The organism is Limnohabitans sp. 2KL-1, from assembly GCF_003063435.1.
In the GTDB taxonomy this organism is placed as follows: Bacteria; Pseudomonadota; Gammaproteobacteria; order Burkholderiales; family Burkholderiaceae_C; genus Limnohabitans_A.
The window spans coordinates 114,486-140,827 of sequence record NZ_NESL01000006.1; the positions used below are offsets into that span (position 1 = coordinate 114,486).

A 26,342-nucleotide genomic window follows, 5' to 3' on the forward strand; every position below is an offset into this window, starting at 1 on the left:
GATCGGTAAGAAGCCAGGCCAGCAAAGGGTTTGCAGCGCATCAGAGACAACAAAGCCCCGCCAAACACAGGTCTGGCGGGGCTTCGGACGGGGCATGAATCCCGGATTGAGCCCGGGATGACACACACGGCTGACGATCAGCTCAGCAGCGCATTCACCCGCTTCACATAAGCCGCCGGGTCTGCCGGCAAGCCGCCTTCGGCCAGCAGGGCCTGGTCGAACAGGATGTGGGCCAGGTCGTGGAAGTGGACCGAGCCATCGAGCTTTTTGACCAACGCGTGCTCAGGGTTGACTTCGAGCACGGGCTTGACTTCAGGCGCTTGTTGACCGGCCTGCTTGAGCATCCGGGCCAGTTGCATGCTCATGCCGTCGTCGGTCACCACCAGGCAGGCGGGGCTGTCCACCAGGCGGCTGGTCACGCGCACGTCTTCGGCTTTGTCTTTGAGCGCTTCTTTCAGCTTGGCCAGCACGGGCTTGAAGGTTTCGGCCGCGTCTTCGGCGGCTTTCTTTTCTTCTTCGTCTTGCAGCTTGCCCAGGTCAAACGCGCCTTTGGCCACACTTTGCAGCGGGGTGCCGTCGAACTCGTGCACAAAGTTGAGCGCCCACTCGTCCACGCGGTCGGTCATCAGCAAGACTTCAATGCCTTTTTTCTTGAAGACTTCGAGCTGCGGGCTGTTCTTGGCGGCGGCCAGCGTGTCGGCGGTGATGTAGTAAATCGCGTCCTGGCCGTCCTTCATGCGGGCTTTGTAGTCCGCAAAGCTGACGCTCACGGTGTCGCTGGTGGTCGATGCAAAGCGAAGCAGTTTGGACAGGCGGTCTTTGTTGGCAAAGTCTTCGCCCAGGCCTTCTTTGAGCACCGCCCCGAATTCGGCGTAGAACTGGGTGTACTGGCCGATCTTGGCTTTGTCCTCGTCGCTTAAGACGTCCGTCACGCCATCGGCACCAGCCTCGGGGGCCTTGTCGTGTTTGGCCAAGTCTTCCAACATCGACAGCACACGCTTGGTGCAGCCTTCGCGGATGGCTTTCACGTCGCGGCTTTCTTGCAGCAGCTCGCGGCTCACGTTCAGCGGCAGGTCGGCCGAGTCCACCACGCCTTTGACAAAGCGCAGGTAGCTGGGCATCAGCGCTTCGGCTTCGTCCATGATGAACACGCGTTTGACGTAGAGCTTGATGCCTGCCTTCTTGTCGCGGTTCCACAGGTCTTGCGGGGCTTTTGATGGGATGTAGAGCAGTTGGGTGTATTCGGTGCTGCCTTCCACGCGGTTGTGCGTCCAGGTCAGCGGGGCTTCAAAGTCGCGGCTGATCTGTTTGTAAAAGTCGGCGTACTGCTCGTCGGTGATGTCTTTCTTGGGGCGGGTCCACAAGGCGCTGGCTTTGTTGATGGTTTCCCACTCGCCGGTCTTGACCATGCCGCCGGGTTGGCGGCCGGCTTCTTCGTTGCTCGGGTCGATCAGCTCGCCGTCTTGCCACTCTTCCTTTTCCATCAAGATGGGCAGGCTGATGTGGTCGGAGTATTTGCCGACGATCTCCTTGAGCTTCCATGTATTGGCGTACTCCAGCGCCTCTTCGCGCAGGTGCAGGATCACGCTGGTGCCGCGTTCGGCGCGGTTGATGGTCTCGACCTCAAAGTCGCCCGTGCCACCGCTGATCCAGCGCACACCTTCAGCCGCTGCTGCGCCCGCACGGCGGGTCTCGACGGTGATTTTTTCGGCCACGATGAAGCCCGAATAAAAGCCCACACCAAACTGGCCGATCAGCTGCGCGTCTGATTTTTGGTCGCCGCTCAGCTTGCTCATGAAGTCCTTGGTACCGCTCTTGGCAATCGTGCCCAAGTGGTCAATGGCTTCTTGCGCCGTCATGCCTATGCCGTTGTCGGTGATGGTCAGTGTTTTGGCGGCTTTGTCGAAGGACAGGCGCACCTGCAAGTCGGGCGCGTCTTCGTACAGGGTGGTGTTGTTGAGCGCTTCAAAGCGCAGTTTGTCGCAAGCGTCCGAGGCGTTGGAGATCAGCTCGCGCAAGAAAATTTCTTGGTTGGAATACAGCGAGTGGGTGACCAGGTGCAGCAGTTGCGCGACTTCGGCCTGAAAGGCATGGGTTTGTTTGCTCATAGCGGTTTCTAAAAGTTCAAGGGTCAAAAGGACAGATAACCAAAACGGTGTTCATCTGGGGGCAGGCGTTTGGAATTCAAGGGTCGCGGATGTGCTCGACAGGATCGCCTGGTTTTTGTGGGAGGCTGCCCCTGCGGCCGAATGCTTCAAGTGGGCGGGGCGCACATTCGCGAGCAGGGGCTCGCTCCCACAAGCCCAAACCCGTCGGGCGTCAGAACGACTCGTTGGGTCCCAAATACCGCCAAGTCCCCGCAGGCATTTGGCCCAGCTGCACGCCGCCCATGCGGATGCGTTTGAGGCCCACGACTTTCAGGCCCACTTGCTCGCACATGCGGCGAATCTGGCGCTTCTTGCCTTCGGTCAGCACAAAGCGCAACTGCTCGGGGTTTTGCCAGTCCACCTTCGCGGGCTTGAGCGGTTTGCCATCCAAGCTCAGGCCGTGGCGCAGGCGCTCCAGTTGTTCTTTGGGGAAGACGGCTTGCACGTTGGCGCTGACGCGGTCGAAGTCGCCAATGGTGGTCAGCTGCTGGGCCTTGCCGCCATAGGTGGCCGATGCCGCCGAGGCTGCAGCGGTGTTTTCGTGGCCGGTGTAGGCCACGCGCACCAGGTATTCCTTTTCCATCTCCGAGTCTTCGCCGATCAGCTGACGGGCCACGCGGCCGTCTTGCGTCAGCACCAAAAGACCTGTCGAATCAATGTCGAGCCGCCCGGCCGGGGCCAGGCCACGCAAGTGGGGCGGTGTGAAGCGCATCTTCGATGGATCACCCGCCCAGTGGCTGCGCGGGTTGATGAGCGTGATCGCGGGCTCGTGCCCGTCTTCGGCCTGACCGCTCACATAGCCCATGGGCTTGTGCAGCAGGATGGTCACTTGCCGGTCTTGCTGCTGCTCTGCGGCTTTGTCGATGGTGATGCGGTCCGACAAGCTGACCTGCTGGCCCATGCTGGCGGGCTGTCCGTTGACAAAGACCCAGCCTTGTTCGATCCAGGCGTCGGCTTCGCGGCGCGAGCACATGCGCAGCTCGGCCATGCGTTTGTTCAGGCGCGAGGTGCCGCTGGGTGCGGCCGTTTCGCCCTTGCCTTCGGGGCGGGGGGCGCGTTTGAATGCGGGGGGCTGGGTCATGGGTGTGTAGGGTCAAAAATGGGGCCAAATCGGCAATGACCTCATTTTCCCTCTTTTGTGGGAGGCCGCCCCTGCGGCCGAATGTTGAATGGGGCCAAGAGCTTTGAATCAGTGACCGTGGTGAACGAGCCTTCGCGAGCAGGGGCTCGCTCCCACAGGGGATTACTGAAATTGCTCGGTGCGCAGCCCCTGCAAGTCCAAAATTCGCAGGCCGCCGTACTCCACCCGAATGAGCTGACGCGCTTCGAGCACGCGCAGCGCTTCATTCACCCGTTGGCGCGACAGCCCCACCAAATAAGCCAGCTCTTGCTGGGTGATGCGCAGCACCTCGCCCACACCGGAAAACAGCACCGGGTTGAACAAGGTGGCCAAGTTGCGGGCCAGGCGCAGTTCGGGGTTGTTCATGCGGTCCAGCTCGCGGGCGGCGATGAACTGGCCCAAGCGTTCGTTGAGCTGGTTCATGATGAAGCGGTTGAAGCCCAGCGAGTGGTCGATCAGCCAATGAAAGGTGTCCACCGGCAAGCCCGCCACCACGCTGGCGCGCAGGGGCTGGATGTTGTAGCGGTAGGCCTCGCGCTTGAGCGCTGTGCCTTCGCCAAACCAGCCGCCCGGCGGTACGCCGGTGAAGGTCATGGTCTGGCCACTTTCGTTGTCGCTGCTCATCTTGAGCAGGCCCGAGATCACGCCGAACCAGTAGGTCACGGGACGGCCCACGCGGCAAACATAGTCGCCCACCTGCGGGTCGCTGACCACCAGTTGGGGAGCGATGCGGGTGCGCTCTTCGGGGGTCAGCAGCCCCCACCACGGGATCTCGTCCAGCTCGGCGGGGGTGGGGGAGCGTCGGCGCTGGTAAACGCTGGGTTCAAGGGCCATGGGTTGAAAGACAAGATGTCAGGAAGTGGTCAGTTGTGCTAGGGGTCTTCCCTGAATTGTCGTCGAAACGACAACTTGACGTCAAACTGGGCCATAGCATCCGTTCTCGAATCAAGACGCATCCGTGTGGGTGTGCCGTTTCAGTTCAAGTTTTGGAGACAGGTCCGGTCATGCAAACAACGTTTCCCCGATTGATGCTCAAGCATGCCGCAGAGCGCCCAAGCGCGCCTGCGTTGCGTGAAAAGGAATACGGCATTTGGCAAACCACGAACTGGGCGGACTTGGCCAGCTTGGTCGAGTCGGTGGCTTGCGGTTTGCACCAGGCGGGCTTGCAGCGTGGTGAGCACTTGATCGTGGTGGGTGCCAACCGCCCACGGCTTTACGCCACCATGCTGGCTGCGCAGTCACTGGGCGCGATCCCTGTGCCGCTGTACCAGGACGCTGCTGCCGCCGAATGCGTGTTCCCCATCACCAACGCCGAGGTGCGGTTTTGCGTGGTCGAAGACCAAGAGCAGGTCGACAAGATGCTGGAAGTGCGCGAAAAGTGCCCGCAGCTGACGCACATTTATTACGACGACCCACGCGGTCTGCGCAAGTACACCGAAGACGGTCTGGGCTCGCTCGAAGAGCTGATCGCTGCAGGCGCGGTGTTTGCCAAGCAGCACCCCCAATTTTTCTCTGAAGAAGTCGAAACAGCCCAATACACCGATGTGGCGGCGATGTTCTTCACCTCGGGCACCACGGGCAACCCCAAGGGCGTGGTGCACACGCATGGCTCTTTGACCGACCGTGCCGAAGCCGGTGCCGAATTTGACAAACTGACCAACGCGGAAGACGTGCTGGCCTACATGCCTCCGGCCTGGGTGGGGCAAAACATTTTCAGCTACGCGCAGTGGTTGGTCTGCGGCTATGTGGTCAATTGCCCCGAGTCGGCCGCCACGGTGACCATCGACCTGAAAGAAATTGGCCCCACCTATTACTTTGCGCCGCCCCGTGTGTTCGAGGGCATGCTCACCAGCGTGATGATCCGCATGGAAGATGCGGGTGTGTTCAAGCGCAAGATGTTCCACGCCTTCATGGACGTGGCCAAAAAAGTGGGCCCCGCCCTGATGGATGGCCAGTCCGTGGGCTTGGCGGACCGATTGATGTACGCGCTGGGCAACCTGATGGTCTATGGCCCGCTGCGCAACAACCTGGGTTTCAGCCGCGTGCGTGTGGCCTACACCGCGGGCGAGGCGATTGGCCCGGACCTGTTCACCTTCTTCCGCTCCATTGGCGTGAACATCAAGCAGCTGTATGGTTCGACAGAAACGGCTGTTTTCGTCTGCCTGCAGCCCGACAACGAAGCGCGCGCCGACACCGTGGGGGTGCCTTGCAAGGGCGTGGAGATCAAGGTGGCCGACAACGGCGAGATACTGGTCAAGTCGCCTGGTTTGCTCAAGGAGTATTACAAGAACCCGGCCGCTACCGCCGAGGTGCTCACGGCCGACGGCTGGTACCACACCAGTGATGCGGGCTTCATCGACTCGCATGGTCACCTCAAGATCATTGACCGCGTCAAAGACGTGGGCCGCATCCAGGGTGGCGCGAACGACGGTGCCATGTTTGCGCCCAAATACGTCGAAAACAAGCTCAAGTTTTTCCCGCACATCAAAGAAGTGGTGGCCTATGGCGACCAGCGCGAAAAAGTGTGCGTGATGATCAACATCGACTTTGACGCCGTGGGCAACTGGGCCGAGCGCCGCAACCTGCCTTATGCCGGTTACACCGATCTGGCGCAAAAGCCAGAGGTTTACCAACTCATCCAGGAGTGCGTGGAAAAGGTCAATGCCGATTTGGCCGAAGACGCCTTGCTGGCCGGTAGCCAAGTGTCACGCTTTTTGATCCTGCACAAAGAGCTGGATGCCGACGACGGCGAGTTGACCCGCACCAACAAAGTCCGTCGCGGCTTCATTGCCGACAAATACAAACCCCTGGTCGATGGCCTGTACGAAGGCAAAACCGAGCAGTTCATCGAGACGGTGGTGAAGTTTGAAGACGGTCGCAGCGGCAGCGTGAGCGCGACCTTGAAAATTTCCGACGCCAAGACATTCACACCCGTGAAGGCAGCAGCATGACCAAAAAAATAGGTGACGTCATCCTCGACGTCAAGAACATCAGTTTGCGATTCGGTGGCGTCAAGGCGCTGACCGACATCTCGTTCAATGTGCGTGAACACGAAGTGCGCGCCATCATCGGGCCCAACGGTGCTGGCAAGAGCTCGATGCTCAACTGCATCAACGGTGTCTACACGCCGCAAGAGGGCTCGATCACCTTCCGTGGCCAGACCTTTGACCACATGAACAGCCGCCAGGTGGCCGAGATGGGCATTGCCCGTACCTTCCAGAACCTGGCGCTGTTCAAAGGCATGAGCGTGATCGACAACATCATGACCGGCCGCAACCTGCGCATCAAAAGCAACCTGTTCATGCAGGCCTTGCGCCTTGGCCCCGCTCAACGCGAGGAAGAAGAGCACCGCGAATTCGTTGAACACATCATCGATTTTCTGGAAATCCAGGCCTTCCGCAAAACACCGGTGGGGCAACTGCCCTACGGCTTGCAAAAGCGCGTGGACTTGGGCCGAGCCTTGGCCATGGAGCCGCAAGTATTGTTGCTCGACGAGCCCATGGCCGGCATGAACATGGAAGAAAAGCAGGACATGTGCCGCTTTATCTTGGATGTGAACGACGAGTTCGGTTCGACCATCGTGCTGATCGAGCACGACATGGGCGTGGTGATGGATATTTCGGACCGTGTGGTGGTGCTGGACTACGGCAAAAAAATCGGCGACGGGACTCCCGAAGAAGTGCGCAACAACGAAGAAGTGATCAGTGCCTATCTGGGCACCAGTCACTAAGGAGAAAAAGACATGGCATTTTTCCTGGAAGCTCTTTTGGGCGGCCTCATGGCCGGCATGCTCTATGCGCTGGTGGCGCTCGGCTTTGTGTTGATTTTCAAGGCATCTGGCGTGTTCAATTTCGCGCAAGGCGCGATGGTTTTGTTTGCGGCTTTGGCCATGGCCCGGTTTTCCGAGTGGATTCCCGGCTGGTTGGGCATCGACGACAAATTTTTGGGCAATCTGATCGCCTTCGCGCTGTCAGCTGTTGTCATGTTCGCACTGGCTTGGCTGATCGAGCGCTTGGTGTTGCGTCACCTCGTCAACCAAGAAGGTGTAACTTTGCTCATGGCCACGCTGGGCATTACTTACTTTCTCGACGGCTTGGGCCAGACGATTTTTGGCAGTGACATTTACAAAATTGATGTGGGCATGCCCAAAGATCCGGTGTTCTTGTTTGACACGGTCTTTGAAGGTGGCGTGTTGGTCAACCTTGAAGACGTCTATGCCGCGTGCATTGCGGCTTTGTTGGTGGTGGTGTTGTCCTTGTTTTTCCAAAAAACCAGTACCGGTCGTGCCTTGCGTGCTGTGGCCGATGACCACCAGGCCGCCCAGTCGATCGGCATTCCACTCAACCGCATTTGGGTGATCGTCTGGTTTGTTGCGGGGCTGACGGCATTGGTGGCGGGCATCATCTGGGGCTCCAAGATGGGCGTGCAGTTTTCGCTGACCACTGTGGCTTTGCGCGCTTTGCCCGTGATCATTTTGGGCGGACTGACCTCGGTGCCTGGTGCCATCATTGGGGGGTTGATCATTGGTGTTGGCGAGAAGCTGTCGGAGGTTTATATCGGCCCCATGGTCGGCGGCGGTATTGAAATCTGGTTCGCTTACGTGCTTGCCTTGGTGTTCTTGCTGTTCCGTCCGCAAGGCTTGTTTGGCGAAAAAATCATTGACCGCGTGTAAGGAGAAAAAAGATGTTTTACAGAGAAAACGGTCAATTCAAAACTACATACCGCAAAGACCAGCAGATCTTTGCGATTGCGCAAGACCGGTGGGCCATTTTGGCGTTGGTCGCATTCGCATTCATTGGCGTGCCGTTCCTCGTCGATGAATACATGTTTCGGGCCATCCTGATTCCCTTTCTGATCTTGTCGCTGGCCGCTTTGGGTGTGAATATTTTGGTGGGCTATTGCGGACAGATCTCGTTGGGTTCGGGCGCATTCATGGCCGTGGGGGCTTACATGGCCTACAACACCTACATCCGGATTGAGGGCATGCCCCTGATCTTGGCCTTGCTCTCAGGTGGTTTTTTCGCCACCTTGGTCGGCATTTTCTTTGGTGTGCCGAGTTTGCGGGTCAAGGGCTTGTACTTGGCCGTGGCCACGTTGGCAGCACAGTTCTTTTGCGATTGGGCTTTCTTGCGTGTGGGTTGGTTCACCAACAACAACGCATCAGGGTCTGTGTCCGTGTCCAATTTGAACGTGATGGGCATCGGCATCAATACACCGCTGGAAAAATACCTTTTCTGCCTAGCTTTCTTGGTGGTCTTTGGGTTGCTGGCTAAAAACTTGGTGCGTTCGGCCATTGGCCGCGAGTGGATGGCCATTCGAGACATGGATGTGGCCGCAGCCGTGATCGGCATTCGGCCGGTGTACGCGAAGCTCAGCGCCTTTGCCGTGAGTTCTTTCATCGTCGGTGTGGCCGGTGGCCTGTGGGGCTTTGTGCACCTGGGTTCGTGGGAGCCAGCGGCTTTCTCCATTGACCGGTCGTTTCAGTTGTTGTTCATGGTCATCATCGGTGGCATGGGCTCCATCATGGGAAGCTTCTTTGGTGCGGCTTTCATCGTGGTCTTGCCGATTTTTCTCAACCAGTTCCTGCCCTGGGCGGGTGATCTGGTGGGTGTCAGTATCTCGACAGCTGCCGTCTCGCATACCGAGTTCATGATCTTTGGTGCCCTGATTGTGTGGTTCCTGATCGTGGAGCCTCATGGCCTGGCCAAATTGTGGTCGGTGGCCAAGCAAAAGCTTCGTCTGTGGCCCTTCCCGCACTGATGAATCAGCAATGCAGGGATGCTAAATTTTTTCAAAGTGTTTTACCCCAAGTGCTTCCCATTTTTTTTAACAGGAGACAAACCATGAAGCTTCGTCAAATTGTTCTGGCCACTGCGGTGGCGGCTGCCGGTCTTGCCAGTGCGCTCGTCAGCACCGTGGCCACGGCCCAAACCAAAGAGCAGTTTTTCCCGGTGCTGGTGTACCGCACTGGCGCTTACGCGCCCAACGGCGTGCCCTTTGCCAACGGCTACGTCGATTACCTCAAGCTGGTGAATGCACGCGGCGGCATCAATGGCGTCAAACTCAGTTTTGAAGAGTGCGAAACTGGTTACGCCACAGACCGTGGCGTGGAGTGCTATGAGCGCTTGAAAGGCAAGAACGGTGGCGCCACCGTGTTCCAGCCGCTGTCGACCGGAATCACCTTTGCGCTGACCGAAAAAGCGCCTGGCGACAAGATCCCTCTGATCACGGCAGGCTATGGCCGCAGCGAATCGGCTGACGGTGGTGTGTTCAAGTGGAACTTTCCCTTGGCTGGTACGTACTGGGTGGCTGGTGACGTGATCGTTCAGGACATTGCCAAGAAAGCTGGTGGTGCTGACAAACTCAAGGGCAAGCACATTGCGCTGGTTTACCACGACAGCCCATTTGGCAAAGAAGCCATCCCGATCTTGCAAGAGCGTGCCGCCATGCACGGCTTCAAGCTGAGTTTGTTGCCCGTGACCCACCCCGGCGTGGAGCAAAAATCCACTTGGCTGCAAATTCGTCAAAGCCGCCCGGACTACGTCGTTAACTGGGGTTGGGGCGTGATGAACTCCACTTTGCTCAAGGAAGCGCAAGCCACCGGCTACCCCCGCGAGAAAATCTATGGCGTGTGGTGGGCGGGTGCCGAGCCTGATGTCAAGGACGTGGGCATGGGTGCCAAGGGTTACAACGCCATCACCATGCAGCACGGTGCCGAAAAAGGCGCGGCTGTTGTGAAGGAAGTACTGGATAAATTGCACGCCAAAGGCCAAGGCACAGGGCCCAAAGATGAAGTGGGCGATGTGCTCTACATGCGCGGTTTGTTCAGCGCCATGTTTGCAGTGGAAGGCGTGCGTCAAGCCCAGGAGAAATACGGCAAGGGCAAAGTCATGACCGGCGAACAAGCGCGCTGGGGTTATGAAAACCTGAACCTGACCCAGCCCAAGCTCGATGCATTGGGTTTCAAAGGCGTGTTGCGTCCCGTCTCCACTTCGTGCGCTGACCACATGGGTGCCAATTGGGCGCGTATCCACACTTGGAACGGCAGCAAGTGGGAGTTCTCCAGCGACTGGTACCAAGCCGATGAGCAGATCATCAAGCCCATGGTGAAAGTTGCTGCAGACAAGTACGCCGCCGAGAAAAAGATCACACGCCGCACCCCTGCGGATTGCCAGTCCTGATCGGTGAACAGCCCGCTGCGCAAGCGGTGGGCAGCAGCTGCTCAGTGGTTGGCACCACTGAGCAGTTGCCAAATGAAACCCTTGCGTGCAGCGGTTTCATTTGGCTTGAACCCCAGAGTAAAGAAAAGGCAAAGTCCATGAACGACAAAAACATTGTTCTGAACGTCAATGGCATCGAAGTCATTTACAACCACGTCATCCTGGTGCTCAAGGGCGTGTCCCTGCAAGTGCCCGAGAGGGGCATCGTGGCCTTGCTGGGCGGCAACGGCGCTGGCAAAACCACCACGCTGCGGGCCATCTCCAACTTGCTCAAGGGCGAGCGGGGCGAAGTGACCAAGGGCAGCATTGAGCTGCGTGGCGAGCGCATCGAAAACCTCTCGCCTGCCGACCTTGTGAACCGGGGTGTGGTGCAGGTCATGGAAGGCCGTCACTGCTTTGCCCACCTGACCATCGAAGAAAACCTGATGACCGGCAGCTACACCCGCACCGACAAGGGCGAGATCGCGGCCAATCTGGACAAGGTCTACAACTACTTCCCGCGCCTGAAAACGCGTCGCACCTCGCAAGCTGCCTACACCTCGGGCGGCGAGCAGCAGATGTGCGCCATTGGCCGTGCCCTGATGTCCAACCCCAACATGGTGTTGCTGGACGAGCCCTCAATGGGCCTGGCCCCGCAGATCGTGGAAGAGGTGTTCAACATCGTGAAAGACCTCAACGAGAAGGAAAAAGTGACTTTCCTGATCGCCGAGCAGAACACCAACATGGCCTTGAAGTACGCCGACTACGGCTACATCATGGAGTCCGGTCGCGTGGTGATGGACGGCGCGGCCGAAGAGCTGCGCACCAACGAGGACGTGAAAGAGTTTTACCTGGGCATGGGCGGCGGCGAGCGCAAGAGCTTCAAAGACGTCAAGAGCTACAAGCGCCGCAAGCGCTGGTTGGCTTGAGGCCTGGATGCCCACACTTTCCTTTCTTACCGCAGTACCCCAGAAAGAAAACCATGTCCCAGCACTTTGATGCCTTGGAAACGCGCGCCCCAGAAGTCCGTGAAGCCGCCTTGATGGCCGCTTTGCCCGCGCAGGTGGCGCATGCCAAAGCCCACGCTCCTGCATTTGCCGAGTTGCTCAAGGATGTGGATGCCGCCAGTGTCAACAGCCGCGCGGCGCTGGCCCAATTGCCCGTGATCCGCAAATACGAATTGCTCGAACGCCAGAAGGCTGCACGTGCCGTCGGCGGTAATGTGTTCGGCGGTTTCAGCACCCTGGGTTTTGGCCCGGGCATGACCCGCGTGTTTGCCAGCCCTGGCACGATTTACGAGCCCGAAGGCACGCGCGCCGATTACTGGCGCATGGCGCGCACCATGTTTGCGGCGGGTTTTCGTCCCGGTGAGCTGATCCACAACTGCTTCAGCTACCACTTCACCCCTGCTGGCTCCATGATGGAAACGGGCGCACATGCTTTGGGCTGCACGGTGTTTCCGGGTGGCATTGGCCAGACCGAGCAGCAAGTGGGTGCCATGGCCGAGTTACAACCTGCGGGTTACATTGGCACGCCTAGCTTTTTGAAAATCATCATCGAGAAAGCCGCCGAGATGGGCGTGGCCTTGCCCAGCGTGCGCAAAGCGCTGGTGTCGGGCGAGGCCTTTCCGCCCAGCCTGCGCGACTGGATGATGGCGCACGGGGTCGATGCCTACCAGTGCTACGCCACGGCCGATGTGGGGCTGATCGCTTACGAAACCGCTTCGCGTGAAGGCCTGGTGCTTGACGAAGGCGTGATCGTCGAGATCGTGCGCCCCGGCACCGGAGACCCGGTGCCCGAGGGCGAGGTGGGCGAGTTGGTCATCACCTCGCTCAACCCGGATTACCCGCTGATCCGTTTTGGCACGGGCGACCTGTCGGCCATCCTGCCCGGTACCTGCCCCACGGGCCGAACGGGGCAGCGCATCAAAGGCTGGATGGGCCGTGCTGATCAGACCACCAAGATCCGGGGCATGTTTGTGCACCCCGGTCAGGTGGCCGAGATCGTCAAACGCTTTCCGGAGGTGAGCAAGGCGCGCCTGGTGGTGACCGGCGAGATGGCCAATGACCAGATGGCCTTGCATGTCGAGACCGATCATTTGAGTGACGAGGCCCTCAAGGCCCGAGTGTCGGAAGCGGTGCGCGATGTCACCAAGCTGCGCGGCGAGGTGCATCTGGTGAAGTCCGGTAGCCTGGCCAATGATGGCAAGGTCATTGAAGACGCGCGCAGTTATCAGTGAGGCCGGTCGGACTGCGGTCATGCGCTGAACGCTGCCGTCTTGTGTCTGGCGCTATGGCTTCACACCGGGGCGCAATGTCCCCATGAAATCAGGGACTAGGCCAGTCGGTCGTTGGCTGTTTCCCCTAATTTCATGACACTCTGGATGCTTTTAAAATATCCGAACATTTATAGGAGTGTGTACATGAAGCATTGGATTGCCCTCGCCGCTTTGGCCGCTGTTTCTGCTGGCGCCCAAGCCCAGACTTATCCTGGTTCCAAGCCGGTGTCGATTGTGGTGCCGTTCACGGCCGGTGGACCGACCGACCGTGTCGCCCGCGACTTGGCCGAAGCCATGCGCAAGCAGATTCCCGGCAGCAATTTCGTGGTCGAAAACGCTGCAGGTGCTGGCGGCACCATCGGCGCGAGCAAGGTCGCCAAGGCCAACCCCGATGGTCACACTTTGTTGTTGTTCCACATCGGCATGGCCGCCACGCCAGCGCTGTACCGCAAGATTTCGTACAAGCCGCTGGAGGACTTCGAGTTCCTGGGCATGGTCAACGACGTGCCCATGACCCTGATCGGCAAGCCCCAGCTGCCCGCCAACACCTACCGCGACTTTGAAAACTACATCCGCGCCAACGCGGGCAAGCTGAACATCGCTCACGCGGGGCTGGGTTCTGCTTCGCACATTTGCGGCCTGCTGTGGCAGTCCACCTTGCAGACGAAGGACGCGATGACCACCATCCCGTTCGGCGGCACAGCCCCCGCCATGACCGCCCTGATCGGTGGCCAGGTGGATGTGATGTGTGACCAGACCACTAATACCACGGGCCAGATCGAAGGCGGTCGCGTCAAGGCTTTTGCGGTCACCACCGCCAAACCCCTGGCCGGTCACCCTGTGCTCAAGCACTACCCCAGCTTGCAGGAAATGGGCCTCAAAGGCTTCAACCTGACCATCTGGCACGGTTTGTATGCGCCCAAAGGCACGCCCGCAGCGATCACCAAAACTTTGAATGACGCTTTGAAGAAAGCCCTGAAAGACCCCGAGTTCATCAAGAAGAACGAAGGCTTGGGCGCTTTGGTGGTGACGGACAAGCGTGTTGAGCCCGACGAGCACAAGAAGTTTGTGGCCGCCGAGATGGTCAAGATCAAGGCTGCCGTGGATGCTGGTGGCAAGTACGCTGACTGAACTGTTGTTCCGTGGTTCTTGAATGCAAAAGCCGCCTTGTGCGGCTTTTGTTTTTGACAGGTCGGGTCAGCGGTCGTCAAGAGCGCGTGTTGCCCCCAGCAGTGCGGGTGATTCTTGTGCCTGAATGACCCACACCGGAATGTCGCTCAGGTAAGTTGCAAAACGCCCTTTGGCCTCAAAACGTTGGCGGAAACTGGAGGTCTCAAACCAGCCCAAAAAGCGTGGCACGATGCCGCCGCCAATGTAAACCCCGCCACGCGCACCCAGGGTCAGCGCCAGGTCGCCGGCCACCGTGCCCAGAAAGCCCGCGAACATGTCCAGACAGGCCAGGCTAAACGGGTCACGGTCCTTGAGGGCGCGCTGTGAAATTTCTCTGGCAGTTAGCGGTGCAGCTGCTGAACTTTGTGCCACTGGCGCAGCCGATGGTCCATGTTCCTGTGCCATTGCCTGGTACAGATCAACCAAGCCCTGACCCGACAACACCCGCTCGGCCGAGGCATGGCCGTATTTTTGCTGGATGCGCTCGATGACCCGGAACTCTTGCGCCGTCTGCGCCGCCAGCGTCACATGCCCGCCTTCGCCCGCAATGGGCAACCAGTGCGCACCCGAGGGCATCAAACCGGAAACCCCCAGTCCCGTGCCTGCGCCCAGCAAAGCCACCGGCGCATGGTCCAGCGCAGCGCCGCCGCCGATCTGGATTTTCTGGTCGCTGGTCAATGAAGGCAGAGCCAGGGCCAAGGCGGTGAAATCGTTGATGACTTTGAGCCGCTGCAAGGACAGGCGTTGTTGCAGGGCATCGATTGAAAACGACCAGTGGTGGTTGGTCATCACGACCTGATCACCGGTGATCGGGTTGGCAATGCCGATGCCTGCGGCGGCAGGGGACGACAAGCCTGTGATCTGCAGGTAGGCCTCAATCGCTTCGGCGATGCCCGGGTATTGGGCGCAGGGCAGCACCTGGGTCTGCGTGAGTGGCGCGCCTTCGCTGGCTTGCCAGGCAAACCGCGCGTTGGTGCCGCCCACATCGCCGAGTAAACGGGGAAACAACGGCATGGTGCTCAGTTCACAAACTGCTCGGACCCCACAATGCCCAGCTTGGTCAGCCCAATGCGCTGCGCACTGGCCATCACCCCCGCTGTCGCCTCGTATTTCGCCTTCGCATGCGAGCGGATGTGCAGCTCCGGCTGCGGCTGCATCGCCACCGCCTCCGTCAACTTCGCCTCCAGCTCCGCACGGCCCGCCACCGGCTTGCCGTTCCAGTTGATCACACTGCCCGCATCCACATCGATGCGGATCACCACCGGCTCCACCTTCTTGGCCGCGTTGCTGGGCAGCGGCATGTCCAGGTTCACCGCATGCAGCTGCGCCGGGATCGTGATGATCAGCATGATCAACAGCACCAGCATCACGTCAATCAGCGGCGTGGTGTTCATGTCCACCATCACCTCTGGCTCGTCGCTGCCGCTTGTTCCTACATTCATTCCCATGTCGTTCTCCTTGGCGTCTGGCCGTTCAGTTCACAGCTCAATTCGACGGCTCTGTGATGAAGCCCACCTTGACGATGCCAGCGCGCTGCACCGCATACATCACCCGCCCCACCGATTCGAAGTCACTTTGACCGTCTCCCCGGATTTGCACTTCCGGCTGCGGTTTCATCACCGAGAACTTCTTCATCCGCTCCAGCAAGTCCGTGCTGTTTTTGATCGGCGTGTCGTACAGGTAAATCTTGCCCGCCTTGTCCACCGAGATGATCACGTTCTCCGGCTTGGTCTCCCGGATCACGTTCTTCTCTTTGGGCAGGTCCACCTTGATCGATGTCGTCACCACCGGGATCGTGATCAAAAAGATGATCAACAACACCAGCATCACGTCCACCAGGGGCGTGGTGTTGATGGCGCCGATGATCTCGTCATCGGCTTCGCCTACGTTCATGGCCATGATGGCTTCTCCTTTGAGCAGGCGCAGCCAGGGGGCGCTTGGCTCCCCCGCTTTGCCCAATGGGATTTACTTCTTGGCCGAGCCCAGCAGCACAGCGTGCAGGTCAGCGCCGAAGGCGTTGACTTGTTCCATCACACCCTTGTTGCGGCGCACCAGCCAGTTGTAGCCCAGCACCGCAGGCACAGCGACGGCCAGACCAATGGCGGTCATGATCAGCGCCTCGCCCACGGGGCCTGCCACCTTGTCAATCGAGGCTTGGCCCGACATGCCGATCTTGACCAGCGCGTGGTAGATGCCCCAGACGGTGCCAAACAGACCGACAAACGGTGCAGTCGAGCCCACGGTGGCCAACACCGCCAGACCGTCTTGCATGCGGCTTTGCACGCTGGCAATGGCGCGCTGGATGCTCATGGTCACCCATTCGTTGAAGTCCACCGCACCCAGCAAGCCGGTGTGTTTGGAGGCGCCTTCCAGGCCTTTTTCTGCAATGAAGCGGAAGGCCGAGTCTTCGGCCAGGGTGTCTTTGCCTTGGGCCACGGTGTTGGCGCTCCAGAAGGTTTCCTTGGCAGCAGCGGCCTGCTTGTTCAGTTTGGACTGCTCAGCCAGCTTGGTGAAGATGACGTACCAAGAGCCCATGCTCATGATGACCAGGATCAGCAAAGTGCCTTTGGCCACGAAGTCGCCCTGCGCCCACAGCGCGCCCAGGCCGTAGGGGTTGTCTTCGGCGGCAGCAGCGGCGGCACCGGCTGCAGCGGCCACAGGGGCGGAGGCCGCCGCAGCGGCGTCAGCGGCTTGCGCCATCACGGAGCCCGCAAAGAACAGGCCGGCCAGCAGGCTTGCGCCCAGGATGAGGTTTTTGGAAGGTTTGAACATGGTGAGGTGCTCCTGCAGTGTTCTTTAAAAATCGGTTGAATCAAAAATTGAAGGGAAACAGGCCCGGGGACCTTATTCCAGACGCCAGGTGTATTTCATGCTGGCCCAACCCTGCTCGGGCTTGCCGTCCACAGTCGCTGGCTTGAACGCGCAGCGCGACAAACCGGCACGCGCCGCTTCATCAAGGCGCTTAAAGCCCGAAGACTTCTCGACCTCGGCCTGGATGACCTTGCCATCCACACCGACCAAAAAGCGCAGGCTCACGGTGCCTTCTTCTTCTAGGCGGCGCGAGGCGCTGGGGTAGTCGGGTTTTTCGCAGTTGGCCGAGTTGACCACGGCCGCCACACGCACGGGCGCAGCCACTGGAGCCTGCGCAGCCGGTGCGGCCGGTGCGGGTGCGGTGACCACGATGGGTGCAGGCGGCTGGGGGGCGGCCGAGACGGCGGCAATGGCGTTGGCGGGCGCGGGCGCTGCAACAACCACTTCCACCGGGGGCACGTAGGCAGGCGGTGGCGGAGGCAAGTTTTTGGGCGGTGGCGGCGGAGGCGGTGGGGGGATGTCGGGTTTGGTGTCTTCGAGCAACACCGCTTCGACGGGGCCTTTGATCTTTTTGACGACGGCGCGGGCCAGGCCCGAGCTGATCGCCCAAAAGAGCAAGAGGTGCAACACCACCACCAGCCCCAGCCCTATCAGGTGCTTGGTCGGCTTTCTTTGCCGGCTGGCGTAGTCGTCCATGGTTTGATTTCTCCTTAGTGAAGCCCTCACCTGACCGGTGCAAGCCTGCTGCATTGTAATTTGATTACAGAAAAATCAAAGTCAGAAGAAACAAAACTACATGAGGGTAATCCCTGAATTCACGGCTTTACTGACTGTGTGAAATCGAAGGTCGCAGGGGCGATGCCGTGCGGACCCCCTGGACCGGCAGGCTGCGGGGCGAATCCGCTTCGCTCACATCCAACACCCTAGCCTGGGCGTTGCGGCCTTGCTCGGACAGGCGCATCTCGATGCCGACCACGAGGATGTCGACCAGCAACAGGTGCAGCACCCGGCTGATCATGGGCAAGTGGGTGGCGACATGTTCGTTGTGTTCGGCCACCAGCGCGGCATCGGCCTTTTTGGCCAGCAAGGACTGGTTGGCCGTGATGGCGATCACGGGCGCGCCCAGTTCGCTGATGTTGTGCTGCAAGGCCATCAGTTCGGGCAGGTTGCCGCCACTGCTGATGAACAGGGTGGCGGTGTCGCGGGTGACCAGTTTGCTCACCAGTTGCTGCAAATGCGGGTCGGTGTGCACACCGCAGGGGATGCCCAGCCGCAGGAACTTCATTTGCGCGTCCTGCGCCACAGAGGCGTAATTGCCCACGGCAAAAATCTCCACGCGCTTGGCCGCCATCACCAGATCAATGGCTTTGTCGATGGGCTCGCGCTGCAGCTCATTGCGCAATTGCAGCACCGCGTTGGCAGTGTTGCCCAGCACCTTGGAGCCCAGTTCCAGCACCGAGTCTTCTTGCGTGACCTGCGAATGCGTGATCGGCACCGACACGCTCAGGCCCGAAGCCAGCCGCAGCTTGAAGTCCGACAGGCCCTTGCAGCCGACCGAGCGGCAAAAGCGGATGACGGTGGGCTGGCTGACCTGCGCCGCTTGCGCAATGTCATGGATGGGGTCGTTGAGCACCGAGCGCGGTTGCGACAGCACCAGCTCAGCCACCCGTTGCTCAGCGGGTGACAGCTGGGGCCGCAGGCGGCGGATTTGCGACAGGATGGCCGAACCGGCCGAGTTGCTCAGGGTGCGCAGCTGCGCTTCCAGAATGGCCGAGACGCCCAAAAACGTGGGGTTGTCCGCGGTGATGACATAGGTCGGGATGTGCTCGACGTATTGCCGGAACCGGCCTTTGTCTTCAAAGCGCTGGCGAAAGCCTGACTGGTCGAAATAGGCCCCCAGACGCGGCACGATGGAGCCGCCGATGAACACCCCACCCGTGGCCCCCAGCGTTACGGCCAGGTTGCTGGCCGCTGTGCCCAGCATGTTGCAAAAAACATTCAGCGCAGTGCGGCACAAGGCGTGGTGTTCGTCCAGCGCCAGACGGGTGATTTCCGGGGCGTTGAGGTCGGTGATGGCCTGGCCTTGCGCCTGGGCCAGCGCCTGGTAAATCAGCTCCAGACCCGAGCCTGAGACCAGCCGCTCAAAGGACACATGGTCAAACTGTTTCAGCGCATGCTGCAGCACGGTGATCTCGTTGTCGTCGCGTGGCGAAAAACTGGTGTGACCGCCTTCCGAGCCCAGGGAAATCCAGCCGTCGCCTGACGGGATCAGGCCCGAAACCCCCAAGCCGGTGCCCGAGCCGAGCAAGCCGATCACGCTGTTTTTGACGGGGTGTCCGCCGCCGACCTGGCGTACCGCGTCGGTGCCCAGCCGGGGCAGGGCCATGGCCAGTGCGGTGAAGTCGTTGACCACCACCAGCGTGTCCAACCCCAGGGCCTGTCGGGTTTGTTCGATGGAAAACTGCCAGTGGTAATTGGTCATGCGCACCTGGTCGCCATCCACCGGGGTGGCAATCGCGATCGCTGCGTGTTCCACCGTCAGGGGGTGGACCGACTCCAGATAAGTGCGGATGGCGTGTTCCAGGCTGGGGTGGTCCGCGCAGCGCAAGGACGCCTGGTGGCTGTACTGGTCGCGTTCCAGTTCGATGGCAAAGCGCGCATAGACCCGGCCAATGTCGGCGATCAGGCGAGGGGACTCAAGGGCAATCATGTCGGGCAAAGTCTCGTTGGTGAGGCGTTCAATGGCGCTGGCCTGTAATTCAATTACGCTGCAAATTCAGGGGTGCGGCGGCGTTTTGGTAACCCGTTTGATCCGCCACAAGGCCGAAATGACGTCAAAACCCTTCACAATTGACAGACTGCAGGCCATGCGCCTTGCATTCTAGGCGCAATGCCGCAATGGCTGTGTAGTATTGCTACGGCCTTTTCACGGCTGTTCATGGGCCGTTTGACGACTTCGCGGCCCACTTTCCTCATGAACTCATCCCCTGTCACGCCCACCCGCCCGCCGACCCGCCCGGCCATTGCCAGTCTGGTGTTTCCGCTGTTCATCGAGCTGTCGCTCGGGCTGGTGGTGGGCATGGTTGGCACGGCGCTGGCGGCGCGCATGTCCGATGCGGCCGGTGGTGCTTTCGCGCTGTCCAACCATGTGTTTGGCCTGCTGTTCATGATCTTCCGGCTGGTAGGCGCTGGCGTGAGCGTGGTCATCACGCAAAACCTGGGGGCCGGGCACCGCGCCGAGGCCGACCGGGTGGCCCGCGCCGCGCTGGCCTCGGGCACCTGGATGGGCGGGCTGGCCGCTGTGCTGGCCCTGTTGGGTGCGCGCCCGCTGCTGCAGCTGCTCAATGCGCCCGCCGATGTGCTGCTGTTGGCCGCACCGTTTTTGCAATCGCTGGCCCTCGCGCTGTTGCTCGATGCCTGGAACGCCTGCATGGCCGGGGTCATGCGGGCGCATTTGCGCAACCGCGACACGCTGGCCGTGATGATCGCCATGCACGCCACTCACCTGGTGCTGGTCTGGCCGCTGATGACTGGCTGGGGCCCGCTGCCTGTGCTGGGTTTGCCGGGCTTTGCGGTGGCGGTCATCGTCAGCCGTCTGGTGGGCATGGGCTTGCACCTGTATTTGTGGCGGGCACGGCTGGGACTGCGACCGCTGTGGGCCGACTGGTGGCGGGTGCGTTGGGCACAACTCAAGCCGGTGCTGCACATCGGGCTGCCCGGTGCGGCCGAAAACCTGTCCTGGGAGTCGGCCTTCATGGTCAGCGTGGCCGCTGTGGGCCTCATGGGCACGCAGGCGCTGGCCACCCAGACCTATGTGCTGCAGTTCAACATGTGGATTTTGATCAGCGCCGTGGCCATTGGCATCACCGTCGAAATGGTGGTGGGTCACATGGTCGGGGCCCGGCAATTCCGGCAGGCACACGACCTGGTGCGCAAAGCCCAGAAAATCGGTTTTGCCGTGACCCTGGCCGTGGCCTGCGTGCAGGCGCTGCTGGGCCGCTGGTTGCTGGGTTTGTTCACGCAAGACTCGGAAATTTTGCGGGTGGGCAGCCAGCTGATGTGGTTGTCGATCCTGCTGGAAACAGGCCGCACCTTCAACCTGATCGTGATCTCGGCCCTGCGTGCCACGGGCGATGCCCGCTATCCGTTTTATGCCGGAGCGGGCTCCATGGCGGTGGTGCTCGCGGGCGGCAGCTGGCTGCTGGGCGTTTACTGGGGCTGGGGCCTGGCCGGTGTCTGGCTGGCCTATGCGGCAGACGAGTGGATACGCGGTTTGCTCATGTGGCGGCGCTGGCTCACACAAGGCTGGGTGCCACATGCCCGCGCCACCCATGCGCGCATGCGGCGGCAGCAGGCCATCCCGCCGGTCTGACTGTTCGTCGCAGGGCATGGCCGTTCGTCGCACGGCCTGCGCTGTGGCCGCGCGGTCGGGGCACGATGGCGGCCTGTGATTCAATCGGAGACCGACCATGACCGCCTCTTTGCCGCCTTCCCCCACCGAACCTGTGCAGCGCCCCTGGGTGAATGCCGCTTTGCAGGTGGCCGATGCGCTGGCCAGCTGGAGCTGGTGGAAATTCACCGGTGTTTCCCTGCTGATCCTGATCGCTGGCAGCATGCTCGACGACTATCTGGTGCCGCCTGTGCGGCAGCCTGTGGCTGTGAAAACGACCACACAAAGCGAGGGCCCGGGGGCTGACCGGGTCGCCATCAATGTAGGCACCGGAGGCTCGGTTGTGATTCAGGCCGAGTCCCGCAGGGCGGCCTCAGAGCCGGCTCAAAAAATCAAAATCGATATCGGTGACCAGGGGGTTCACATTGACGGCCTGGACCCCAAAGACCAAGAAGCACTCCAAAAAGCATTCGCGGGTTTTGGCCGCCATTTTTCCGGTTCACAAGCAGGCGATGGCACGCAGGTGCAGGCGGCCGTTGCAGACGCCAGTTGGGGCGCCGGTATGGGCTGGCGCGAAGAGCCTTTTGTCGGACTGGCCAAATTGCTGGTGGTCAGCCTGCTGATCCTCAAGGTGATCGGCTCGTCCAAACGCAGGGAACTTCGCGCCCAAGCCGCTGCGGCTGCAGCCGAGCAAGGGCGCGAGTCGGCCCGGCTGGAGCAAGAGTTGGCCGAAGCCCGTTTACGCCAAATGCAAACCCAGATCGAGCCGCATTTCTTGTTCAACACCCTGGCCGCCTTGCAGCAGCTGATCGCCAGCCAGCCAGATAAAGCTGCTGAGATGAACCGCCATCTGATCGATTGGTTGCGTTCGGGCTTGCAGCAAATGCGCCAGGAACACAGTACCTTGGCTGAAGAAGCGCAATTGCTGGGCGATTACCTGCACATCATGAAAGTTCGCATGGAAGGCCGATTGCAATGGCAGATCCGCTTTGCGCCGGAATTGCGGGGGGCGCAGATCCCCAGCCTCTTGTTGCAACCCTTGGTTGAAAACGCCATTGCCCATGGCCTGGAGCCCCGCGCTGAAGGCGGCAGCATTGACATCCATGCCGAGCACATTGACCAGCGCTTGCAGGTGGTGGTGGAAGATGACGGTGTCGGCTTTCAGTCCTCGGCAATGCAGCGCCCGGGCCAAGGCTTGGGGCTGGACAGCGTGCGCAGCCGCCTGAAGCTGCGCTATGGCGACACCGCCAGCCTCCACATCACGGCCCGCGACGGCGGCGGCACCCGCATCACCTTGAGCTTGCCATGGCCCGCATGATGATGACGCCTGCCGTAGCGCTGCCCCTGCGTGCTGTGCTGGCCGATGACGAGCGCTTGCCCCGCGAGCAGTTGCGGGCCGCATTGGCCCGTGCGTGGCCTGAACTGGAGATCGTGGGTGAAGCCAGCCACGGCGCGCAGGCGCTGCACATGATCGACAGCCTGCAACCCGATGTGGCATTTTTGGACATCCGCATGCCCGAGATGAGCGGGTTGGATGTGGCGCATGTGGTGCGCACCCTGCCTCGGCCTTGCGCTGTGGTGTTCCTGACCGCGTTTGACGAGCACGCACTGGCCGCTTTTGACGCGCAGGCCGTGGACTATTTGCTCAAACCGGTGGACGAGCAGCGGCTGGCGCAAACCGCTCAGCGCCTGCGCGAACGCCATGCGCAACCACAGTCCGCCACATGGGACATGGCCCGGCTCCAGGCAGCTTTGCAGCCGACCCCATTGCCCTTGGCCACCCCGGCACTCAAATGGATTCAAGCCAGCGTGGGCAGTGCGGTGCATTTCATCGCGGTGGACGAAGTGCTCTGGTTTCGCAGCGACGACAAATACACCGTGGTGTGCACCGCGCAACAGGAAGCGGTGATCCGCACGCCCTTGAAAGAGCTGGCCCAGCAACTGAACCCCGACCATTTTTGGCCGATCCACCGCAACTGCATCGTCGCCGTGGGGGCCATTGAAAAATCTGAACGCGATGCCTTTGGGCGCACCCGGCTCAAGGTGCGCGGCATGGAAAAATGGCTGGAAGTCAGCCGCAGCCATGCGCTGCGCTTCAAAGGCATGTGATACCGCAGGTGCATGCCACCTGCCGGGGCGGGTGCATGGGTCTCCTCCTAAAATCGCCCGCCATGAACACCACCGAAATTTTTCTGATTGCCATGACGATCATTTTCAGTGTGCCCTACTTGGTCTGGCGGCTGGGGCGCACCGACTACTTCGCGCCCTTGGTGGTGGTGCAAATCCTCACCGGCATCCTGCTGGGGCCTGGCATCCTGGGCAAGCTGTATCCGGACTACTACCAATTCGTATTTTCGGCCCCCGTCATTCAGTCGCTCAACGGCATCGCCTGGTGGGCCGTCATGCTGTTTGTCATGATCGCGGGCATCGAGCTGGACTTGCGCCAGGTTTGGGCGCACCGGCGCGAAAGCAGCATCACCGCGGGCCTGGCCCTGGGCATGCCGCTGGTGTTGGGTTGTGTGGCGGCGGCCTGGATGCTGGGCATGGCGGGCTGGATCGGCCCCAAAGCCCTGAGCTGGCAATTTGTGCTGGGGGTGGGCATGTCCTGTGCGGTGACCGCCTTGCCGATTTTGATTTTGCTGATGGAAAAACTCGACATCCTGCGTCAGCCGCTGGGCCAGCGCATCCTGCGTTATGCCAGCCTGGACGACATCGCCATCTGGGGCGTGCTGGCGCTCATCCTGATGGACTGGGCGCGTGTGGGGCGGCAGGTGGCTTTCCTGGTTGCATTTGGCCTGGTGTGCGTGTCGTTTCGCCGGGGCATGCGGCGCTTGCCCGAGCGTGACCGCTGGTATGCCGCGCTGATCTGGCTGGCCCTGGTGGCTTTTGGGGCCGATTGGGCAGGTCTGCACTTCATGGTCGGGGCCTTTTTGGCCGGGGCCGTGATGGACAGCGACTGGTTCGATCAAGACAAGATGGACCTGCTGCGCCACCATGTTTTGCTGGCCCTGATGCCGGTGTTTTTCCTGTCCACCGGCCTGCGCACCCACTGGGATGTGGGCGGCGCGGCCGTGTTTTTGGTGGCCGGCGTGCTGCTGGTGGCGTCGGTGGCGGGCAAGTTGCTGGGCGTGCGGCTGGCGGGCCGCATCCTGAACTGGCCTGCGGGCGAGGCCAGCATCATCGGCTGGCTGCTGCAGACCAAGGCCCTCATCATGATCATCTTTGCCAACATCTTGTTGGACAAACAGATCATCACCCACGAGACTTTTACCGCCTTGCTGCTGATGGCCGTCGCCAGCACCATGCTGACGGTGCCGGTGGTCGCGCCGCAGCTGCAAAAACTCAAGGGGCTGATTTCGCGGGCGAGCTGACGCGGCAACACACAGCCTAGGCACGATGGATCCGGCCTTGTGAAGTCGTCAATGGACGACGGTGTTGTCGGTCGGTGCTTTGGCGCAGCTTGCTTGTCGGGGCTGAAGCCGCCGACGGGATGGCGGCGCTCAAACTTCATACTTCACAGCACCCCTTCAGCGCACTCTCTTGTACCGGCTGTACCCACCCAAGTTGCGCTCTACCGGTTGCAGCACCATCACACTTTGTGCGGGCACGGTGACGGTGATCAGGCCGGGGCCCATGGTGGTCACGGCTTGGCGGGGGTCGTCGGCCAGCAGGTTCACCAGGGGGGTGTCGTCCATCAGGGCGGCATTGGCCACCATGATTTTTTCGGTCACGGGCGTGTTGCCGGGGTTGGCCAGCACGATGCGCGTGTCCAGCGCTTTGTCGGTGTGGCGTTCAAAGGCGAACAGGCGCTCAGCCTCGATGCGGCGGTAGTCGCCCACGCGCAGGGCGCGGTGCCCTTGTTGCAGTGCAATCAGCCGTTTCATCCAGACCAGTTCGGCTTGGTCGGGCAGCACTTGGTCCCAGCGCATGGGGCCGCGGTTTTCCGGGTCGCCGCCGCCGGTCATGCCGACTTCGCTGCCGTAATACACATTGGGTGAGCCCGGCAGGGTGAATTGCAGTGCTTGCACCAACCGGCGCTGGCGCGTGTCGGGCAGTTGGGTGTGGATGCGGGGAATGTCGTGGTTGTCGATCACGTTCCAAGACTTGAGCAGCGGCTCGATGCCTGCGTCACGCACCAGGCGTTCGGTCATGCGGGTGGCGGCGGACGTGCTCAGTTCGCCTTGGGCCAGGCCGAGGATGATTTGCCGCAGCGTGAAGTTCATCACCCCGTCCATCGAGCGCAGCCATTGGTCGGGGTAGTTGACGATCTCGCCCACGATGAGTGCGTCTTTTTTCTCTTGGCGGGCTGCATGGCGCAGGTCTTGCAGGTAACGGTGGCCCAGCTCGAAGGCAGTGTCGAGCCGCCAGCCGTCGGCCCCGTCGCGCAGGTAGCCGCGCAACACCGAGTCGGGCGCTTCATACAGGTACTGGCGCACGGGCGGGTGTTCCAGGTTGAGTTCGGGCAGGTTTTGGTAACCGGTCCAGACCCGTGCCCCGCCTTTGTATTGCGGGCCAATGGCAAACCAGTTGCGCCAGGGGCTGCTCGGCTTGGCTATGGCTTCTTTGAAGGACGGGCTGTTGCGGCCCATGTGGTTGAACACACCGTCCAGCACCACCTTCATGCCGCGCTGGTGCGCTTCGCGGGCAAATTGTTTGAAGTCTTCGCGGGTGCCGAATTCGGGGGAGATGGCCTTGAAGTCGAGGGCGTCGTATTTGTGGTTGGTCCAGGCCAGGTGGATGGGGTTGAGGTAGACCGCCGTGGCCCCGAGTTGCTGCACATGGTCCAGCCGCGAGCGGGCGCTTTGCAGGTCGCCACCCCAAAAAGCCAGCTCCTGGCTGTTGAGTTTCTGGTCGGGCAGATCCACGCCGCGCTGCGGCACTTCGTGCCAGTCGTGCAGCACTTTGGGGGCCGGGTAGAGGTGCTTTTTGGCGGCCAGATTGGCCGAGGGCACAAAACGGTCCACCAAGATTTGGTAGACCACGGCGCCATTGCGCCAGTCTTTTTCTCGGGCTTCGTAGGCCGAGGCGTTGGCCGCTGTATCGGACCATGCTGGGCATGCACTCAGCCAGGCGGTGATCAAGGTCAGGTGTCGGATGTGGAGGGTGTTTCGCATGGGGGGGGGCCCTGTGAGGGGCGGCTATGGCGGCCAATCGGCCCAATCGGTCATCTCGGCCAAAGGGCCGGCCTAAATGGTGCGATGTGGACCGATCGGTTTCATCGGGCCTG

22 protein-coding genes are annotated in these 26,342 nt (G+C 60.9%); 12 read left to right on the forward strand and 10 right to left on the reverse strand.

Features of this window, described 5'->3' with window-relative positions; all coding sequences use genetic code 11:
• Positions 1 to 137: 137 nt before the first annotated feature.
• From htpG to B9Z47_RS13340, 3 genes are all read right to left on the reverse strand, one after another.
• Entirely contained in the window at positions 138 to 2,108 is a 1,971-nt protein-coding gene (gene htpG, locus B9Z47_RS13330; RefSeq protein WP_108331724.1) for a molecular chaperone HtpG, read from the reverse strand.
• A gap of 211 nt (positions 2,109 to 2,319) precedes the next feature.
• A complete protein-coding gene (locus tag B9Z47_RS13335) occupies positions 2,320 to 3,228 on the reverse strand; it encodes a pseudouridine synthase (RefSeq protein ID WP_108331725.1) in 909 nt (302 codons plus the stop codon).
• Between the two features lie 162 nt (positions 3,229 to 3,390).
• Positions 3,391 to 4,101: a Crp/Fnr family transcriptional regulator gene (locus tag B9Z47_RS13340; RefSeq protein WP_108331726.1), complete on the reverse strand. Its 711-nt coding sequence runs from the start codon at positions 4,099 to 4,101 to the stop codon at positions 3,391 to 3,393.
• A 170-nt stretch (positions 4,102 to 4,271) separates the two neighbouring features.
• Between B9Z47_RS13340 and B9Z47_RS13345 the strand changes: the two genes are divergently transcribed.
• From B9Z47_RS13345 to B9Z47_RS13380, 8 genes are all read left to right on the forward strand, one after another.
• On the forward strand, positions 4,272 to 6,218 hold the full coding sequence (locus B9Z47_RS13345) for a long-chain fatty acid--CoA ligase (RefSeq protein ID WP_108331727.1): 1,947 nt from the start codon (positions 4,272 to 4,274) through the stop codon (positions 6,216 to 6,218).
• Entirely contained in the window at positions 6,215 to 6,997 is a 783-nt protein-coding gene (locus B9Z47_RS13350) for an ABC transporter ATP-binding protein (protein WP_108331728.1), read from the forward strand. The genes B9Z47_RS13345 and B9Z47_RS13350 overlap by 4 nt, the downstream gene beginning before the upstream one ends.
• A 12-nt stretch (positions 6,998 to 7,009) precedes the next feature.
• Complete coding sequence (locus B9Z47_RS13355) at positions 7,010 to 7,939, forward strand: branched-chain amino acid ABC transporter permease (RefSeq protein ID WP_108331729.1); 930 nt, start codon at positions 7,010 to 7,012, stop codon at positions 7,937 to 7,939.
• A gap of 11 nt (positions 7,940 to 7,950) precedes the next feature.
• Positions 7,951 to 9,027, forward strand: a complete 1,077-nt coding sequence (locus B9Z47_RS13360; RefSeq protein WP_108331730.1) for a branched-chain amino acid ABC transporter permease — start codon at positions 7,951 to 7,953, stop codon at positions 9,025 to 9,027.
• An 83-nt stretch (positions 9,028 to 9,110) separates the two neighbouring features.
• A complete protein-coding gene (locus B9Z47_RS13365) occupies positions 9,111 to 10,448 on the forward strand; it encodes an ABC transporter substrate-binding protein (RefSeq protein WP_108331731.1) in 1,338 nt (445 codons plus the stop codon).
• A gap of 137 nt (positions 10,449 to 10,585) precedes the next feature.
• A complete protein-coding gene (locus B9Z47_RS13370; protein WP_108331773.1) occupies positions 10,586 to 11,395 on the forward strand; it encodes an ABC transporter ATP-binding protein in 810 nt (269 codons plus the stop codon).
• A gap of 53 nt (positions 11,396 to 11,448) precedes the next feature.
• Positions 11,449 to 12,705 (forward strand): phenylacetate--CoA ligase family protein, encoded by a 1,257-nt coding sequence (locus tag B9Z47_RS13375; protein WP_108331732.1) that lies wholly within the window; start codon positions 11,449 to 11,451, stop codon positions 12,703 to 12,705.
• Between the two features lie 183 nt (positions 12,706 to 12,888).
• Positions 12,889 to 13,875 (forward strand): tripartite tricarboxylate transporter substrate-binding protein, encoded by a 987-nt coding sequence (locus B9Z47_RS13380; protein WP_108331733.1) that lies wholly within the window; start codon positions 12,889 to 12,891, stop codon positions 13,873 to 13,875.
• Positions 13,876 to 13,941: 66 nt separating this feature from the next.
• Here B9Z47_RS13380 and B9Z47_RS13385 read toward each other — a convergent pair whose 3' ends face one another.
• The 6 genes from B9Z47_RS13385 to B9Z47_RS13410 all read right to left on the reverse strand — a co-directional run bounded on the left by B9Z47_RS13385 (position 13,942) and on the right by B9Z47_RS13410 (position 19,435).
• Positions 13,942 to 14,928, reverse strand: a complete 987-nt coding sequence (locus tag B9Z47_RS13385) for a glucokinase (protein ID WP_108331734.1) — start codon at positions 14,926 to 14,928, stop codon at positions 13,942 to 13,944.
• Between the two features lie 5 nt (positions 14,929 to 14,933).
• The gene (locus tag B9Z47_RS13390; RefSeq protein ID WP_108331735.1) at positions 14,934 to 15,362 is read right to left on the reverse strand and encodes a biopolymer transporter ExbD; all 429 of its coding nucleotides are present in this window, start codon (positions 15,360 to 15,362) and stop codon (positions 14,934 to 14,936) included.
• Positions 15,363 to 15,399: 37 nt separating this feature from the next.
• On the reverse strand, positions 15,400 to 15,813 hold the full coding sequence (locus B9Z47_RS13395; RefSeq protein WP_108331774.1) for a biopolymer transporter ExbD: 414 nt from the start codon (positions 15,811 to 15,813) through the stop codon (positions 15,400 to 15,402).
• Positions 15,814 to 15,879: 66 nt separating this feature from the next.
• Positions 15,880 to 16,686, reverse strand: coding sequence for a MotA/TolQ/ExbB proton channel family protein (locus B9Z47_RS13400; protein WP_108331736.1), 807 nt, complete (start codon positions 16,684 to 16,686; stop codon positions 15,880 to 15,882).
• A gap of 72 nt (positions 16,687 to 16,758) precedes the next feature.
• Positions 16,759 to 17,421: an energy transducer TonB gene (locus B9Z47_RS13405; RefSeq protein WP_108331737.1), complete on the reverse strand. Its 663-nt coding sequence runs from the start codon at positions 17,419 to 17,421 to the stop codon at positions 16,759 to 16,761.
• Positions 17,422 to 17,548: 127 nt separating this feature from the next.
• On the reverse strand, positions 17,549 to 19,435 hold the full coding sequence (locus B9Z47_RS13410) for a glucokinase (RefSeq protein ID WP_108331738.1): 1,887 nt from the start codon (positions 19,433 to 19,435) through the stop codon (positions 17,549 to 17,551).
• A 264-nt stretch (positions 19,436 to 19,699) separates the two neighbouring features.
• On the opposite strand from B9Z47_RS13410, the gene B9Z47_RS13415 reads away from it, so the two are divergent.
• The 4 genes from B9Z47_RS13415 (at position 19,700) to B9Z47_RS13430 (ending at position 24,486) form a co-directional block, all read left to right on the forward strand.
• Complete coding sequence (locus B9Z47_RS13415) at positions 19,700 to 21,097, forward strand: MATE family efflux transporter (protein WP_108331739.1); 1,398 nt, start codon at positions 19,700 to 19,702, stop codon at positions 21,095 to 21,097.
• A 97-nt stretch (positions 21,098 to 21,194) separates the two neighbouring features.
• Complete coding sequence (locus B9Z47_RS13420; protein ID WP_108331740.1) at positions 21,195 to 22,433, forward strand: sensor histidine kinase; 1,239 nt, start codon at positions 21,195 to 21,197, stop codon at positions 22,431 to 22,433.
• The gene (locus tag B9Z47_RS13425) at positions 22,421 to 23,224 is read left to right on the forward strand and encodes a LytTR family DNA-binding domain-containing protein (protein ID WP_233253797.1); all 804 of its coding nucleotides are present in this window, start codon (positions 22,421 to 22,423) and stop codon (positions 23,222 to 23,224) included. The genes B9Z47_RS13420 and B9Z47_RS13425 overlap by 13 nt, the downstream gene beginning before the upstream one ends.
• 62 nt (positions 23,225 to 23,286) lie before the next feature.
• Positions 23,287 to 24,486 carry a cation:proton antiporter gene (locus tag B9Z47_RS13430; RefSeq protein ID WP_108331741.1) on the forward strand — a complete coding sequence of 400 codons (1,200 nt, stop codon included), beginning with the start codon at positions 23,287 to 23,289 and terminating at the stop codon, positions 24,484 to 24,486.
• A gap of 156 nt (positions 24,487 to 24,642) precedes the next feature.
• Here B9Z47_RS13430 and B9Z47_RS13435 read toward each other — a convergent pair whose 3' ends face one another.
• Entirely contained in the window at positions 24,643 to 26,229 is a 1,587-nt protein-coding gene (locus B9Z47_RS13435; protein WP_108331742.1) for a glycoside hydrolase family 13 protein, read from the reverse strand.
• Positions 26,230 to 26,342 lie beyond the last annotated feature (113 nt).

Bases quoted from the DNA above. Each gene is read 5' to 3' on its own strand.
- htpG (WP_108331724.1), bottom strand. From the start codon at position 2,108: ATGAGCAAACAAACCCATGCCTTTCAGGCCGAAGTCGCGCAACTGCTG.
- B9Z47_RS13335 (WP_108331725.1), bottom strand. From the start codon at position 3,228: ATGACCCAGCCCCCCGCATTCAAACGCGCCCCCCGCCCCGAAGGCAAG.
- B9Z47_RS13340 (WP_108331726.1), bottom strand. From the start codon at position 4,101: ATGGCCCTTGAACCCAGCGTTTACCAGCGCCGACGCTCCCCCACCCCC.
- B9Z47_RS13345 (WP_108331727.1), top strand. From the start codon at position 4,272: ATGCAAACAACGTTTCCCCGATTGATGCTCAAGCATGCCGCAGAGCGC.
- B9Z47_RS13350 (WP_108331728.1), top strand. From the start codon at position 6,215: ATGACCAAAAAAATAGGTGACGTCATCCTCGACGTCAAGAACATCAGT.
- B9Z47_RS13355 (WP_108331729.1), top strand. From the start codon at position 7,010: ATGGCATTTTTCCTGGAAGCTCTTTTGGGCGGCCTCATGGCCGGCATG.
- B9Z47_RS13360 (WP_108331730.1), top strand. From the start codon at position 7,951: ATGTTTTACAGAGAAAACGGTCAATTCAAAACTACATACCGCAAAGAC.
- B9Z47_RS13365 (WP_108331731.1), top strand. From the start codon at position 9,111: ATGAAGCTTCGTCAAATTGTTCTGGCCACTGCGGTGGCGGCTGCCGGT.
- B9Z47_RS13370 (WP_108331773.1), top strand. From the start codon at position 10,586: ATGAACGACAAAAACATTGTTCTGAACGTCAATGGCATCGAAGTCATT.
- B9Z47_RS13375 (WP_108331732.1), top strand. From the start codon at position 11,449: ATGTCCCAGCACTTTGATGCCTTGGAAACGCGCGCCCCAGAAGTCCGT.
- B9Z47_RS13380 (WP_108331733.1), top strand. From the start codon at position 12,889: ATGAAGCATTGGATTGCCCTCGCCGCTTTGGCCGCTGTTTCTGCTGGC.
- B9Z47_RS13385 (WP_108331734.1), bottom strand. From the start codon at position 14,928: ATGCCGTTGTTTCCCCGTTTACTCGGCGATGTGGGCGGCACCAACGCG.
- B9Z47_RS13390 (WP_108331735.1), bottom strand. From the start codon at position 15,362: ATGGGAATGAATGTAGGAACAAGCGGCAGCGACGAGCCAGAGGTGATG.
- B9Z47_RS13395 (WP_108331774.1), bottom strand. From the start codon at position 15,813: ATGGCCATGAACGTAGGCGAAGCCGATGACGAGATCATCGGCGCCATC.
- B9Z47_RS13400 (WP_108331736.1), bottom strand. From the start codon at position 16,686: ATGTTCAAACCTTCCAAAAACCTCATCCTGGGCGCAAGCCTGCTGGCC.
- B9Z47_RS13405 (WP_108331737.1), bottom strand. From the start codon at position 17,421: ATGGACGACTACGCCAGCCGGCAAAGAAAGCCGACCAAGCACCTGATA.
- B9Z47_RS13410 (WP_108331738.1), bottom strand. From the start codon at position 19,435: ATGATTGCCCTTGAGTCCCCTCGCCTGATCGCCGACATTGGCCGGGTC.
- B9Z47_RS13415 (WP_108331739.1), top strand. From the start codon at position 19,700: ATGAACTCATCCCCTGTCACGCCCACCCGCCCGCCGACCCGCCCGGCC.
- B9Z47_RS13420 (WP_108331740.1), top strand. From the start codon at position 21,195: ATGACCGCCTCTTTGCCGCCTTCCCCCACCGAACCTGTGCAGCGCCCC.
- B9Z47_RS13425 (WP_233253797.1), top strand. From the start codon at position 22,421: ATGGCCCGCATGATGATGACGCCTGCCGTAGCGCTGCCCCTGCGTGCT.
- B9Z47_RS13430 (WP_108331741.1), top strand. From the start codon at position 23,287: ATGAACACCACCGAAATTTTTCTGATTGCCATGACGATCATTTTCAGT.
- B9Z47_RS13435 (WP_108331742.1), bottom strand. From the start codon at position 26,229: ATGCGAAACACCCTCCACATCCGACACCTGACCTTGATCACCGCCTGG.